General features: G+C 35.0%; 8 protein-coding genes, 2 tRNA genes and 1 rRNA gene. 4 read left to right on the top strand and 7 right to left on the bottom strand.

Going from position 1 to position 16,713, the window contains the following annotated elements; genetic code table 11:
• Window positions 1-75: 75 nt before the first annotated feature.
• Window positions 76-1,599 (bottom strand): 16S ribosomal RNA (locus tag K5X82_09565).
• Between the two features lie 641 nt (window positions 1,600-2,240).
• Here K5X82_09565 and K5X82_09570 point away from each other — a divergent pair.
• Window positions 2,241-5,345, top strand: a complete 3,105-nt coding sequence (locus K5X82_09570) for a SusC/RagA family TonB-linked outer membrane protein (protein ID QZT35576.1) — start codon at window positions 2,241-2,243, stop codon at window positions 5,343-5,345.
• Between the two features lie 12 nt (window positions 5,346-5,357).
• Entirely contained in the window at window positions 5,358-6,989 is a 1,632-nt protein-coding gene (locus K5X82_09575) for a SusD/RagB family nutrient-binding outer membrane lipoprotein (protein QZT35577.1), read from the top strand.
• 101 nt (window positions 6,990-7,090) lie between these two features.
• Here K5X82_09575 and K5X82_09580 read toward each other — a convergent pair whose 3' ends face one another.
• Complete coding sequence (locus tag K5X82_09580) at window positions 7,091-9,280, bottom strand: glutamine synthetase III (GenBank protein QZT35578.1); 2,190 nt, start codon at window positions 9,278-9,280, stop codon at window positions 7,091-7,093.
• 382 nt (window positions 9,281-9,662) lie between these two features.
• On the opposite strand from K5X82_09580, the gene K5X82_09585 reads away from it, so the two are divergent.
• On the top strand, window positions 9,663-11,024 hold the full coding sequence (locus K5X82_09585; GenBank protein ID QZT35579.1) for a dipeptidase: 1,362 nt from the start codon (window positions 9,663-9,665) through the stop codon (window positions 11,022-11,024).
• A gap of 51 nt (window positions 11,025-11,075) precedes the next feature.
• On the opposite strand, the gene K5X82_09590 is transcribed toward K5X82_09585, so the two are convergent.
• A complete protein-coding gene (locus tag K5X82_09590; protein ID QZT35580.1) occupies window positions 11,076-12,593 on the bottom strand; it encodes a phospholipid carrier-dependent glycosyltransferase in 1,518 nt (505 codons plus the stop codon).
• Window positions 12,594-12,726: 133 nt separating this feature from the next.
• Here K5X82_09590 and K5X82_09595 point away from each other — a divergent pair, with 133 nt between their 5' ends.
• Window positions 12,727-14,454: a HAMP domain-containing histidine kinase gene (locus tag K5X82_09595; protein QZT35581.1), complete on the top strand. Its 1,728-nt coding sequence runs from the start codon at window positions 12,727-12,729 to the stop codon at window positions 14,452-14,454.
• Between the two features lie 2 nt (window positions 14,455-14,456).
• Here K5X82_09595 and K5X82_09600 read toward each other — a convergent pair whose 3' ends face one another.
• The 4 genes from K5X82_09600 to K5X82_09615 all read right to left on the bottom strand — a co-directional run bounded on the left by K5X82_09600 (window position 14,457) and on the right by K5X82_09615 (window position 16,657).
• Complete coding sequence (locus K5X82_09600; GenBank protein ID QZT35582.1) at window positions 14,457-15,038, bottom strand: DUF3109 family protein; 582 nt, start codon at window positions 15,036-15,038, stop codon at window positions 14,457-14,459.
• Window positions 15,039-15,116: 78 nt separating this feature from the next.
• Window positions 15,117-15,189 (bottom strand) — tRNA-Phe (locus tag K5X82_09605).
• Window positions 15,190-15,235: 46 nt separating this feature from the next.
• Window positions 15,236-15,308 (bottom strand) — tRNA-Phe (locus K5X82_09610).
• 134 nt (window positions 15,309-15,442) lie between these two features.
• Window positions 15,443-16,657, bottom strand: coding sequence for a hypothetical protein (locus K5X82_09615; protein ID QZT35583.1), 1,215 nt, complete (start codon window positions 16,655-16,657; stop codon window positions 15,443-15,445).
• Window positions 16,658-16,713 lie beyond the last annotated feature (56 nt).

Consider the following 16,713-nt stretch of genomic DNA (forward strand, 5'->3'; position numbering starts at 1 on the left):
ATAAGGTTTTTTGATATGACAAGAAAAAACAACCTAATCTCGTCGATTTTCTTTAACCGTTCTTGTCGGCTCCAGAAAGGAGGTGTTCCAGCCACACCTTCCGGTACGGCTACCTTGTTACGACTTAACCCCAGTCACTAGTTTTACCCTAGGCCGCTCCTTTCGGTAACAGACTTCAGGCACCCCCAGCTTCCATGGTTTGACGGGCGGTGTGTACAAGGCCCGGGAACGTATTCACCGCGCCATGGCTGATGCGCGATTACTAGCGAATCCAGCTTCACGGAGTCGAGTTGCAGACTCCGATCCGAACTGAGACCAGTTTTAGAGATTAGCATCCTGTCGCCAGGTAGCTGCCCTTTGTACTGACCATTGTAACACGTGTGTAGCCCTGGACATAAGGGCCGTGCTGATTTGACGTCATCCCCACCTTCCTCTCACCTTACGGTGGCAGTCTCTCTAGAGTCCTCAGCTTAACCTGTTAGCAACTAAAGATAGGGGTTGCGCTCGTTATGGGACTTAACCCGACACCTCACGGCACGAGCTGACGACAACCATGCAGCACCTTGTACGTCGTCCGAAGAAAAGTCTATCTCTAGACCGATCGCCGTACATTTAAGCCCAGGTAAGGTTCCTCGCGTATCATCGAATTAAACCACATGTTCCTCCGCTTGTGCGGGCCCCCGTCAATTCCTTTGAGTTTCAATCTTGCGATCGTACTCCCCAGGTGGATTACTTAAAACTTTCGCTTAGCCACTGACTGTGTATCGCCAACAGCGAGTAATCATCGTTTACGGCGTGGACTACCAGGGTATCTAATCCTGTTCGCTCCCCACGCTTTCGTACATCAGCGTCAGTTATACCTTAGTAAGCTGCCTTCGCAATCGGTGTTCTGAGTAATATCTAAGCATTTCACCGCTACACTACTCATTCCGCCTACCTCAAGTATACTCAAGTAATACAGTTTCAATGGCAGTTCTACAGTTGAGCTGCAGGATTTCACCACTGACTTATATTACCGCCTACGTACCCTTTAAACCCAATAAATCCGGATAACGCTTACACCCTCCGTATTACCGCGGCTGCTGGCACGGAGTTAGCCGGTGTTTATTCATATGCTACCTTCAGCTACTTTCACGAAAGTAGGTTTATTTGCATATAAAAGAAGTTTACAACCCATAGGGCAGTCATCCTTCACGCGGGATGGCTGGTTCAGACTTGCGTCCATTGACCAATATTCCTCACTGCTGCCTCCCGTAGGAGTCTGGTCCGTGTCTCAGTACCAGTGTGGGGGATCATCCTCTCAGAACCCCTAGACATCGTAGCCTTGGTAAGCCGTTACCTTACCAACTAGCTAATGTCACGCATGTTCATCTTGTACCGCCGGAGCTTTAATCACCAAGTCATGCGACTCAATAATACTATGGGGCATTAATCCAAATTTCTCTGGGCTATTCCCCTGTACAAGGCAGATTACATACGCGTTACTCACCCGTGCGCCGGTCGTCGTCTGGTAGCAAGCTACCTCCGTTACCCCTCGACTTGCATGTGTTAGGCCTCCCGCTAGCGTTCATCCTGAGCCAGGATCAAACTCTTCGTTGTATAAAAAGTTAATTAATTTAGCTCAACAAAAACTCAAAAATCTATTAGATTGACGGTTGCTTTTTTGTACTTGTCATTATCAAAAAATATCTTCAAAGAACTTTGTATCTTATTCATCCATCGTCGCCGTTGCGCCGATGTTTTTGCGGTTGCAAAGATAAACGATTTTATCTTTAAACTCCAAATGTTTTCTTAAATAATTTCTCAACTTAATTGAGACTTAAAAAACACTCTTCAAAACCGTCTAAGAACTCGCTATCGTTTTTCTCGAAAGCGTTGCAAAGAAAGGGCTTTTTATCCCACACTTCCAAATAGAAACATCAATAATCGAACAACACGACCTATAAGCACAAGCATATACCTTAGCTGTAAATCAAGACAATATACAACAAAAAACAACAATACTTTTTCACATTTATTATGATTTAAAACATATATTAATACAGCAAATTACTTGTTCCTAATCATTATTTTTAAATCAGTAAGCTAAACCAAAATTTACATCTTATGCAACCTTATGAATACAATCTACAAAGGGAAATAAAGACCTATAAAAGATGAGGTATTTAGACCCTTAAAATCTACTCAATAAAATTCTCCCCCAAACATTTATTCATATACTAACTAAAATCCAACGACTTATGAACAATAGGTTAAAAATGAAGATCGGAAACACACATAGTTCGATCAAGCTTTCTTATTTAAAATGGATTACGATACTGATATGTATTGTGAGTACCATACCTGCGAATGGTCAATCAGATCAACAGGTAAAAATAATCAATGGTTTAATCAGTGACACAGAGAATACACCTATCATTGGAGCTTCGATAGGTCTAAAAGGCACATCGAAAGGAACAGTGTCAAATTATGATGGTGTCTTTAAAGTGAAAGCTAAGAAGGGTGACATTCTTATGATTTCATATATTGGGATGAAAGCAACTGAAATTCAAGTGGACGATCGTGATTATTATAATATAACACTGAAAAATGATCATAAGCTTGTTGACGAAGTAGTCGTTACAGCCTTAGGTATCAAAAGACATGAAAAATCACTTACTTATGCAACACAAAAGGTTGATGGAAAGAGTTTGTCTGCAATACCGAGTAAGAATTTCGTCACATCACTGGCAGGAAGAACCTCAGGACTAAATATAACAACTACAGGGTCAGGATTAGGTTCCTCCTCAAAAGTTATACTTAGAGGTCTCACCTCGATTGCAGGAAACAATCAACCTTTATATGTTATAGATGGAGTACCAATGGCTAATCCAATATTCAACCAAGTAGAGGGTGGTGACGGTTTTGGTGGAGGTGTTGATACAGGTGATGGTATTTCATCAATCAATCCTGATGACATTGAAAGTGTTAACATTCTAAAGGGTGCTTCTGCTGCAGCTTTATATGGGAGTAAAGCAGGTAATGGTGTAATCTTAATTACCACCAAATCCGGTAAAAAAGGTGCAATGACGATTAACTTTAATTCAAGTGTCCAATTTGACAAAGTGAATCATTTAATAGATTTCCAGAACTCATACTTACCTGTTGAAGGAGAAGAGCTCGGCGGAGCTAATTGGGGAAAACAATCTAATTTTACAGACACTCATGTAGAAGACTTTTTTAATACAGGTCTATCTTTCACAAACAGGGTTTCATTTAGTTCAGGAAGCGAAAAAAGAACATCATATGTATCATATGCGAACTCAAACATGAAAGGTATTGTACCTCAAAACACTTTGGATAAACATAATCTAACGATAAAAACCTCCTCTAAATACTTAAATGACAAGTTAAAAATCGGAGCAAGAGTAAATCTGATGAAACAAAAAATAGAACAAGCCCCCTCTACTCCTGGTGAATATTACAATCCTATTTTTTCACTATACAGATTTCCAAGAGGTATTGACTTTACTTCTTATAAACACAAATACCAATACTGGGATGATGAAAGAAAAATATACAACCAAAATTGGCCATATAAAGACAAGTCTGACAACCCTTATTGGATCATAAATAAGATAGAAAAAGAATCGAATAAAAAAAGAGGTATAGTTAATTTAGATATAGCCCTTGAGTTAACTAAATGGGCAACAATTAAAGCTCGTGGAAATATTGACAACACAATTGAAGAGAAGTCATTCAAGGCACATGCAGGAACAATGAAGACCCTCGCCAAAGACAACGGGAAATATTCATCAGACAAAATTGATCACATTGAGAGCTATGGCGATATACTACTATTGTTAAATCATAAATTCGAAAAAATACAATTCAATGGAACATTAGGATCTAGTATCGAAGATATTCAACATACAACGATGAGTATCAATGGACACCCTTCACTTCCAAATGTTTTTTCTCCAGGAGCACTAGAAAATGGAGGCGGACATTCTGAAAAAAAAACACAGAGACAAACTCAATCAATATTTGGTGCAGCAAATATCGGATATGATGATATGTTTTTTCTAGATGTAACATGTAGAAAAGACTGGAGTTCAACACTTCCCAAAGATGAATATGATTTTTTTTATCCTTCGATAGGAGGAAGCTTTATTTTTACAAAGTTAACAAATGATCAGCTTCTAGGGTTTATCAATTTTGGTAAGATCAGAGCTTCTTGGACTAGAGTAGGTAACTCTGTGCCATTTGGTGTTACATCTCTTGAATCACACTCTGTTGATCGTAATGGTAATATTACACTTAATGATGCAAAACCATTTACTGACTTAAAACCAGAAATTACAACTTCTAAAGAATTTGGACTAGACCTTCGTATGTTTGACAATAGATTATCTATGGATGCTTGCTACTACATTGCAAACACTGAAAATCAATTCTTTAAACAAGCTGCAGTACTAGCCTCAGGTTATAAAACGTATTACATCAATGCTGGTGACATTCAAAATGAAGGTATTGAGCTAACGATCAACACAACACCAATACAAAGCAATAATTTACAATGGAATTCAAATATCAATTTTACCAAAAATATCAATAAGGTAATTAGTCTTCCTGAAAATTACAGAGAAGAAGGTTTTAGGTTTAGTGGATATAGTAGCACAATAAAAGCTAAAGAAGGAGAACCAATTGGAAAGCTATATGCAAAAGTATATATGAAAAATAATGGTAAATATATTCTAGCACAGAAAAATAACGATGATCCAAGTGAAGGATATACACTAATGGTTAGTGGAAAAGATGAATATATTGGTAATATCAACCCCGATTTTACTCTTGGATGGAACAACTCTATTAGATATAAAAACTTTAGCTTATCGTTCCTTATCAACGCGAGTATTGGAGGAAAAGTACTTTCTGCCACACAACATCAGCTATCTAAAAATGGATTGACAGAAGAGACAGCAAAGATGAGAAACAATGGCGGATTTAAGGTAAATGGAATGATATCGACAGGAGAAGGAAAATACAGAAACGTGGAAACGACAATTTCTGCAAAAGACTATTATTCATCTGTTCCTATTGGTGAATTTCTATATGATGCAACAAATATAAGGTTACAAGAAGCTTCATTTACCTATAGTTTTAGTCATCTATTTGGTGAAAATGCTCCAATTAAAGGGTTGGATATTTCTTTTATCGGCAGAAATCTACTGTTCTTCTATATAGATGCGCCATTTGACCCGAGCATTGCCTCTTCAGCAACGGGTATCAAACAATTAAACACTGATCATTTCGGATTACCTGCAACAAGGAATATAGGTTTCTCTTTAAATATTAAATTCTAATCTATGCAACTTATGAATACAAAATATCTATACAAAATCTACATTGCCATCATTCTCATTTCCACTTCGTGTACGAGTAAGTTTGAAGAGATGAATAAGGACCCATTTAAAGTTAAAGAAGTCTCCACAGGTCCTCTATTTGGTACCATTCAAAAAAACATTTTTCAAGATTTACATTGGATGTACCAAATCCAAGAAAATCTTATCGGTGATCTATACTCTGGTTACATGGCTCCTCCAACACCTTTTAACAGCGACCACTTTAATTCCACTTATAGTCTTATGGAGAATTGGAACGAAACTCCATATAACTACAGGGTAACTGGAGTGATGAAACCCGTTGATGTAATACTCAAACTCTCTGATGAGAAAAGTACGGACTTTATCGCCATTGCTAAAATTCTTAGAGTGGCAGCCATGCATCAAGCTACAGACTCTTATGGGCCTCTTCCATATAGTTCGTATGGAATGTACGACACATATGCACCATATGAGTCACAAGAAGAAGTATACACATCATTCTTTAAAGACTTAGAAGAAGCAGATCAACATCTTAAAGAGTATATTGAAAAAAATCCAGGAAAAAGTGGATTCAAAAAATATGACTATATTTTTGGTGGAGATTACACAAAGTGGAGGAAATATTGTAATAGTTTAAGGCTAAGATTAGCTATGCGTATTTCAAATAAGGATATTGCAAAAGCAAAGATTGAAGCTGAGAAGGCTCTAAGCAATGGCATTCTAACAGAATCAGATGGTGTAGTTGGCATGTTAGATATAAATGCTGATAATCCCTTGTATATTATTTCTAATGTCTGGCAAGACACTAAACTTGGAGCAAATATGGAATCTATTCTTGTTGGACTTAAAGATCCAAGACTTGAAAAATATTTCCTACCTACACAAAACAAAAAAGCTATAAAATTAGGGCCAAATTACACTTTAAGTACTGGAGAAAAAGTAAGATTTCAAGGAATTAGAAATGGAATACGACTTGTAAGTAAAGATCAAAGAAAAGATTTCTCAACACTTGGAGCATTATGGCAAGCTGACAAACAAAAATCGACTCCAATATACTTTATGGTTCCTGCTGAAATGTACTTTTTAAGAGCTGAAGGTGCATTAAAAGGGTTTAATATGAATGGTGAAGCTGGAGAGTTATACAAACAAGGAATACAAGCATCTATGAAACAATGGGATATCCCTACGATAGATGCATACAACTACATCACAGACAATACATCTCAGCCAGCAGACTATATAGACCCAGCGAATCAAGATAATAATATTAAGGCTGTCTCAAAAGTTACGATACAATGGGATTCATCTTTATCAAAAGAAGAAAAGCTTGAGAAAATAATCACTCAAAAGTGGATTGCTAATTTCCCTATTGGACAAGAAGCATGGAGTGAATTTAGACGAACAGGATACCCAAAACTTCAACCAATCAAAATCAATGAAAGTCAATCATTTGAAACAGGGCAAATTGACACTGAAATAATGATAAGAAGGCTTCCATTCCCTAGGTCAGAAGTTAATAACAACTACAATGAAATGCAAAAAGCAACAAAACTTCTATCCTCAGGAAAAAACACTGCGGGAACAAGACTTTGGTGGGATACAGGTGTTAATATATTTGATTAGATGAAGTCTTTATAATACTACTCAATATATTTAAAAAAAGGCTGTTCATCATGATGAACAGCCTTTACCGTGATTATAATATAGTTCTTCCAATATTATACTTATCTAGCAAAAAGTAGCTCTCTATATTTAGGTAGTGGCCACAATTCATTATCAACAACTAGCTCTAATTTATCAATATGGTATCTAATTTCATCCAAGAAAGGTCTTACTGTAATATCATAAGACTCCGCTTTTGCTCTTTCATTTTCAATTTTATTAGCTAGTTTTCTAGCTTCAACCATCTCATACACTTTAAGCTTTATCGTTGAAATATGATTTGAAATATCTTTAATCAATGCTTTTCGTGCACCTGCCATTGCTTCAAATTCCTCGTCTGAGAATATCTCTTTCAACCCTTTTACATTCTCAATAAGTGTTGTTTGGTACTGTATTGCAGTAGGAACAATATGATTAATGGCAAGATCACCTAAAACGCGAGCTTCGATCTGTATCTTTTTTGTAAACTTCTCATATTCCACTTCCGTACGACCTTCAAGCTCTCGTTCTGAGAAGATTCCATTCTCAATAAACAATGTTTTTGATTTTTCTGACAAGTAGCCATCTAATGCCTCTGGAACACTCTTTATATTCGTAAGACCTCGTTTCTCAGCTTCAACAACCCAATCATCACTATATCCATTCCCGTCAAAACGAACATTTTTACACTCCACAATAATTTTCTTCAGAATTTGGAAGATAGCCTCATCCTTTTTAATTCCTGATTCGATCAGTGCGTCTACTTCTTTCTTAAATTCAATTAACTGTTTTGCAACAGCGGTATTAAGTGCAATCATTGGAGCTGCACAATTCGCCATAGACCCAACAGCCCTAAACTCAAAACGGTTACCTGTAAATGCAAATGGAGAAGTACGGTTACGATCCGTGTTATCTAGGATAATCTCTGGAATTCTGCCAATATCGAACTTAAGTGCAGTCTTTTCATCTGGAGTCATCTTTCTATCAACAACTGCTGTTTCTAAGTGATCCAACATCGCAGAAACTTCTGTTCCTAAGAATACTGATATAATTGCAGGGGGTGCCTCATTTGCTCCAAGTCTATGTGCATTACTTGCAGAAACGATTGTTGCTCTCAACAGGTCTTGATGATCAAAAACAGCTTTAAGAGTATTTACAACAAAAGTCAAAAACTGTAGATTACTCTTTGGGTTCTTACCTGGTTTGTATAGAACAACACCCGTATCAGTAGACAAAGACCAATTATTGTGTTTTCCAGAACCATTGATTCCTTTAAAAGGTTTTTCGTGAAGAAGAACTCTAAACCCGTGATGACGTGCCACTTTTTTCATCACATCCATAACCAATTGATTATGATCATTGGCCAAGTTCACTTCTTCATAAATAGGAGCTAACTCAAACTGATTCGGAGCAACCTCGTTATGGCGTGTTTTACATGGAATACCTAATTTATAAGCTTCATTCTCTAGATCAACCATAAATGCACCAACCCTTTCTGGGATAGAACCAAAATAATGATCATCAAGTTGCTGGTCCTTAGCAGAAGCATGCCCCATCAATGTACGTCCAGTAAGATACAAATCTGGTCTTGCTTGATAAAGAGCCTCATCTATCAAGAAATACTCTTGCTCCCAACCTAAATTTGCAGTAACTTTAGTTACATTCTTATCAAAGTACTGACAAACATCAACCGCAGCTTTATCGATTAGGTTAGTAACCTTCATCAAAGGAGCCTTGTAATCCAAAGCTTCTCCTGTATAGGAAATAAAAATAGTTGGAATACACAATGTTGTACCAACAATAAAAGCAGGTGAAGAAACATCCCATGCAGTATATCCTCGGGCTTCAAAAGTATCTCTTATCCCTCCGTTGGGGAAAGAAGAGGCATCAGGTTCTTGCTGGGCAAGCAAAGAGCCAGCGAAGTTCTCAACAACACCTCCATTTTCACCATGTTCAATAAATGCATCATGTTTTTCTGCAGTACCGTCAGTTAAGGGATGAAACCAGTGCGTATAATGAGTAACACCATTTTCCATGGCCCAAGCCTTCATTCCAATGGCTACCTGATCTGCAATCTTTCGGTCAATTGTCACTCCATTATCAATAGCATCTATCACTGCTTTATAAGCATCAACAGATAAATATTTCTTCATCTTGGGACGATTAAACACCAACTTTCCGTAATAATCAGAAGTCAACTTTTCTTCTCTAACCACAATTTTCGGTTCCCTATTAAGAAGGGTATTCAATGCATTAAATCTAACAGTAGCCATAAATATTTATTATTATTTTCCTATCAAAACAACACAAAACAACACTCTACCCCAATAAACAAAACACCTAAAACGGATACAATGTTGTTTTTTAATAAAACACCCCTATTTTCACAGGGGTACAATGCAAATATATAAATTTGACATTACAAACAAAAGAATCTGTCTTATTCTTTTACATATTAACACAAAAAACACATTAATTTAATTTAACTGAAACACTACACTAGTATTTAAAACAAAACGAAAGAAATATAACCTATAATAATACAATCTATCAGAACACATCAATATTTACATCTATCATGAATAATTACACAAAGATCTTTAAGCAAAAAATTATACCTTTAGAAGAAAATATATTGATCAAACATTCTTTACTATGGAACAAATAAACAAGTATATTGAAGAGAACAAAGATCGCTTTCTAGACGAACTTTTTGGACTAATTCGAATACCATCAATTAGCTCTATTAAAGAACACAAGCCAGACATGTACCGATGTGCAGAATATTGGAAACAATTAATGTTAGATGCAGGTGCAGATAAAGCAGTAATTTTTGACACTCCAGGTAACCCTGTTACGTATGGTGAGAAAATTATAGATCCAAACTTACCAACAGTGCTTGTATATGGTCATATGGATGTTATGCCTGTAGACCCAATTGAACTTTGGAAATCACCTCCTTTTGAACCAGAAATTAGAGATGGTAAAATATGGGCACGTGGTGCTGATGATGATAAAGGTCAAGCATTCATACATGCTAAAGCTTTCGAATATTTAGTAAAAACAAATCAGCTTACATGCAACGTTAAGTTCATGATCGAAGGTGAAGAAGAAATTGGTTCTGTACATTTAGGCCAATTTTGCTTAGATCACAAAGAGATGTTGAAAGCTGATATTATATTGGTTTCTGATACAGGAATGATTGCACGCGATATTCCAAGTATTACGACAGGACTAAGAGGGCTTTCATATTGGGAAGTAGAGGTAACTGGACCAAATCGAGATCTTCACTCAGGTATCTTTGGTGGGGCTGTTGCAAACCCAATCAATGAATTAAGTAAATTAATTGCATCCATGACAGATGCAGACAATCGTATTACAATCCCTGGATTCTATGACGATGTGATCGATGTCTCAAAAGAAGAAAGAGAAAAGCTTGGTCAAGCTCCTTTTGATTTAGAAGCATATAAAAAAGCACTTGACATTGATGATATACAAGGTGAAGAAGGGTATTCAACACCTGAAAGAACTGGAATAAGACCTTCTTTTGACATTTGTGGAATTTGGGGCGGATATACTGGAGAAGGAGCTAAAACAGTTCTTCCTTCAAAAGCATATGCTAAAATTTCTAGTCGATTAGTGCCAAATCAAGATCACAACAAGATTGCAACACTTTTCAAAGAACACTTTGAAAGTATTGCACCAAAGTCAGTCAAAGTTAAGGTTACGCCTCATCACGGAGGACAAGGCTATGTTTGTCCAATTAATCTACCCGCTTATAAAGCAGCAGAGAAAGCTTATGAAGATGTCTTTGGCAAAACTCCAGTACCCGTTAGAAGTGGTGGAAGTATTCCAATCATTTCAACATTTGAAGAAATCCTTGGAACCAAATCGGTATTGATGGGATTCGGCTTAGAGAGTGATGCAATACACTCTCCTAACGAAAATTTCCCACTTGAAAACTTATTTAATGGTATTCGAACAATATCAAAATTCTACAAGCATTTCAAAGGATAACAAAAAAACGTGTATTCAATGACTTCATTGAATACACGTTTTTACATTTCATTATTTGATAATGTAATCCCATTTCATTAAAAAAGTAGGCGGATCACCAATGTGACAAACCTGCTTAAATTGAGCAATATTGTTCCTCACAGCTGGAACTAGATACCTTCCTGTAGATGAATAACCTAAACGATCAATTACGATATATGAAACATGTTGCTTCCTCAAATCTGTCAATAATTCCTCAGCATTATTTGTATTTTTAAACCGAGAAACTTTTCTATTTGCATACAAATAGAATAATCCTGGTTTTCTACATGCTATAACAGCATCCTTTGGAGTATGAGTTGAACACCATTTAGCCATGGCAAAGTAATGGTCATATTTAAGACCCCATTTCATCTCTTTTCTTAGGTGTAATACTTTCAACGATGGCAAACTAAATAACAATACGATTCCCATTGCCAAAACCCGCCTTCTCACCCCACTATCATGAGTCGAAATATTACTATGCTTAAATAAAAGATTGAATAAACCTAATAGAATTAAAAATTGAATAATTGGTACAATCGGCAGCATAAATCTAATCCCAAACCACACGTCAGGCCATAAAAGTTGTATTCCAAATTGACCACCTAAATAACCAATAATTAATCCTTGATATTTCTTATTCATAGTATAGATCCCATAAATAAATACGAGTATTAGTACCATACCAATCACATAATGATACCAAACAGAAGGAGCTGTCTGTGAAATATTCATCGAAGGCAAAACACTTCTTGGAATCTCTTTCGATATATATCTTAGCCCATTCTTAATAATCCTCTCAATCCATCCATAGAGCTCAATTACTCCTAGCTCAGGCCTGTATGGGTTTTTTAGTATAATTTGATTCAAATAACCATTCCCACCCAAATTCATTCCTCTTATAGACCAAGGCAGTATGCCTAAAACAAAAGATCCTATTGTAATCCCAATCATCTTCCACTTCTTCCTAAATAGATAAAATAAGGTAATACCGCCAAGAAGTGCTACACCTTGAGATCTTATATAAAAAGTGAAAATCAATGATAGTATCGAAAAAATAAAGTATCTATTTATTCTCAAATCACTCTTCAAAACAAAGTACAATGTCAATAAAGAGAAGAATAAAAATGGAATCTCACTCATCATAACGTAACTATACCTAATAATTTGACCATTAAACAACACGACCAATGATGATAAACATGCGAATAAGTTATTGCTAGTGATCTTCCGAACAATAAAAAACATCAACAATAATGAACCACACATAAAAAACCCATTAAAAGCTTTAATCCACAAAACACTTTGTGAAATCCACATCGCAAATGATATCAGAAGAGGATATCCTGGAGGAAAATGATTTGCTAAAGGATTCCCATACATATGAATATTTCGATACCCAAATCCTTCATTAATCGACTTCCCTAATATGTAATAAAAAGCATTATCACCACCCAAGAAAAGTTTCTTATCAAAAAGAAAGATGTAAACAACAATAAAACACACAAGTATAGAAGTGACATATGTAAATATATTCCTATTTTTCACGAAGAAGTTCTTTTGCATCTCTAAATATATCAAATATTAATGTTGCTCTAAGATAATGAAATCAGATAAACCTAAATATCTTATATTCCATAATTATATCTTTGTACCAATAAAAAAAGAAGAATTTCAAATAATGAGTATCAAGAAGCAAACCAAAAGAATAGTGTGGGCAACTACAGTTTTTCTTTTTATCACTCTATTTATAACACATCTAACAACCTTCAATCCTACATTCAAGCGGTTACAGAAGGACCAATTAGACATGTATAAATTTAAGGTACACTCTATTATTCAAAACCAATCAAAGGGACTTACAAATCTTCATCGTCAAATTATCAAACTCGACAATAATTTCTTCTCCGAGAAAACCTCATCTAATATTCTTAAAGATATAAATATCCATGGACTATATCTTTTTAGAGAGAGTGGACATATTCTTAAGAAGGTATATAAATCGAAACAATTATATCAATCTGATATTTCCAATATTTACGATATCCTCACAAAAAATCTCTCCATTTACGGAAGAAGTGAAATTACAGGAATAATTCAAATTGAAAGACATGTCTATATAGTAAATGCGTATAGGATAAATCAAGACTCTTTTGATTTCTCAATTATCATAAGGAGATTATCTCATCGAATATTACATGATCCGCAAAAAAACACACCATTTAAAGTTAAGTTTATCTATAAGAGACAAAACAAATCGAGAAAATCTTCGGGTTTTATTGCGACAAATAAAGTACTGAATTTTTTTTCTCCACCAAAATACTGCCATAGCAAACTAACCATCTTATCAGAGTTTTCAGAGAAGCCTATATATTGGAAAATACAGTATGAACCATTAATTATAGACAAAGCACGAACCCATACTATTATTGAACTATTGATTTTAATAATACTACTAACTTTCTTTTCGCATATAATCATAAAAACATTCGAAAATCAAATAAATAAACCCCTAAGCAATTTAGTAAAACAAATTGATGAAATGACAGACATGGATACACTTGACCCAATATCACATCATGATGGTCCACATGAACTAGTTGTTCTAAGCAATAAACTAAACCAACTATTTAATGAATACAATGCCCAGCAATTACATTTCTACCAAAATAATGACAACTTATCTCGTGCACTAATACAAAGTAAATTAAACGAAAAGCAGATTGTCTCTTTTTTTTCAAACATGTCTCATGATATACGAACTCCTTTAAATGCTATAATTGGATTTAGCGAACTGATATCAGAAAATATCTGTAATGAAAATGAAAAGAAAGAGTATGCTAGAATTGTACTTGACAACGGCATTAAACTAATAGACTACATTGAAAATATTATTGAACTATCAACGCTTATTAATAACACATTAATCCCAAATAAAAGAAATGTTCCAATAACTCAATTCATTCAGAACCTACAAGTCGTTGTATTGAGTCAAATAAGCAAACACCAGAAAGATGGACTAGAGCTTCTATTCAAACACTCTAATTATCAGGTGGCATCTAATATCTATACTGATGAGAAACTTCTAAGTAGATGTATTACAAATTTAACGAGTAATGCAATCAAGTTCACAGAAAAAGGGCATGTACATATTGATATTAAAACAGAATATAATCAATTTATATTTAGAGTTACAGACACGGGAATTGGGATCAAGAAGGAGCTATTAGAGCATATTGGAAAGGAGTTCCTACAAGAAGAAGACACCTATACAAAAAGTGTTGAAGGCACTGGAATTGGTTTGAGTATTTCTTATCGAATCGCACGAATCTTAGGAGGTAAAATTGTGATCAACTCTATAAAAGGAAAAGGTACAGAAGCCATTGTATCTATACCTTTATCCACCTAATTTTATTTAATATTATTCTCTTCTATATACCTTGCAGCTTCTGATAATTCTTCATACCAAGCTTCACCATATTTACGAACTAATGGTTCTTTAAGTAGTTGCCAGACGGCTACATTTTTCTCTTTACCGAGTTTCACCGCACAACTACAAATATCAAGCTCTTGATAATTTATCGCATCAAACTCTTTATACTCTGTTATTCGGATGGGGAAAAGGTGGCAACTTATTGGCTTTCTAAAATCAATCTTATTTTCAAGCCATAATTTCTCAATCGCACATTTAGTACTACCATCTTGATCAAGATAAGTATATACACACTCTCCATCACCTACAATTGGTGTAACTAAGTCCCCATCAGAATCGACAATAGAATAACCTTGAATCTCTACTTCTCGCTTATTCGTATTACACAATTCTGGCTCAATCAATGGGTATATCTTCTCAATAACCACTGCTTCCTCTTCAGTCAACGGTGCCCCTGAATCTCCAGAAACACAACATTCTCCTTTACACTTTAGCAAGTCACATAAAAATCTTTTATGAAACACATCAAAGCTCACTATAGTATTATCAACTTCAATCACAACAATAAATATAAATATGTGGGTAATGATGAAAAATGAAAAAAGCTTCACAAACATTGTGAAGCTTTCATTTAATAGTGGTGCCACCTGGAATCGAACCAGGGACACAAGGATTTTCAGTCCTTTGCTCTACCAACTGAGCTATGGCACCCTACCAATAATATAGGAGATTTACTCCTAAAAACTCTCAAAAAAAGTGGTGCCACCTGGAATCGAACCAGGGACACAAGGATTTTCAGTCCTTTGCTCTACCAACTGAGCTATGGCACCTTTTTCTTAAAGACACTGCGAATGTAGAACAAAAATATTTAATTACAAAATACTACTTCAAATAAATACCACCCATTTATTGGGATGCTCATGCAACTAGCAAAAAATCAATTCAATAGTAATACAGAAAAAAATCACACAAAACTACTCTGCGCATTTGATTCCTTAACTTCTAGATCAATTAATTTAAATGATCGGTTAATATTTCGTTCCAAATGAAGTCGACCAAGTAAATAATCAACAATAAATTTCTGATATCCATCCATCCAATCATCATGAAATTGAGACAATGAAATCTCACCTCTACCATGATCATATTTCATAAATGAGTGTTTTTCCAACTGATCAATATCCTGTAACAACACATCAAACCTTGTATCATCTCTTTGGTCACCTTCCGACAACTTGAAGAAATAATAATTTGACTCATCCTCCTCTATAAAAGAGAGAATATATCCATACTCATCATGTTTGCTCATAACACGTGTATAGACAAAAGAGTTATAATTTGAAATCTTTGGCTCTTCAATAAGAACAATATCTTCCATTCCACAATCTTTAACAAGATAGAATAGAGACATCATAGATAAATCTAAAACTCTATATGGTATATTATCAAATAAAGACTTTACAAGCAGTGTATCAACACATTTATCATTGACAACATTCAGTGACAGAAAACATAATATCTCACCACTATCTTGTTCTGTAATCAACAATCTACATTGATCATTTAAGATACGATAGTTCTGATCAAAAAGAAGATATGACAACACCTCATATTTAACATTATTCCTTCCTTTAATCATATATAAGATGTAGCTACAAAAACGTATATTACGATGTTCTGAATATGGTATATTTGTTGATAATTCATCTAAACGAGACAAGTTATCAATTAAGCTAGAATCCTCCGAATATGAAGCCAAAGCCTTATAAGGTAAACTAAAAAACAGCTTACTTTCCATAAATTTAGGCTTCTCTTCGACAATTCCCATAGAATATAGATATAAAAAAACATTACGAATCAAATCAGTCATCTCAATATCCGTGAGCTGACACCCAGCTCTATCATGATTCTTATGAATATATTCCATCCACCTATTATCCCTACTATAAACAAAACTCTTAAGAAATAATGAAGGAAAATCTTTATACTGAAATGTTACAATAGACTCATTTGCATTAGCCGAGTAGGTAACTATAAAAAGAAGATGAGGTTGATAGTTTACTAAAAAATGAAAGTCATCTTTAGAAAATTCATGAAATGAGAATATCTCCTGCTGTATTTTTACAGCAAAAGATAAAGATGACTCTAAAATATCATTAAGGGGCTCAATTAATTTCATATGCTTTGTCACTATTATTATATACAAATAATACAATTCATTTGAATAAAAGTTTA

Source organism: Prolixibacteraceae bacterium (genome assembly GCA_019856515.1).
Taxonomy (GTDB): Bacteria; Bacteroidota; Bacteroidia; order Bacteroidales; family Prolixibacteraceae; genus Halosquirtibacter; species Halosquirtibacter xylanolyticus.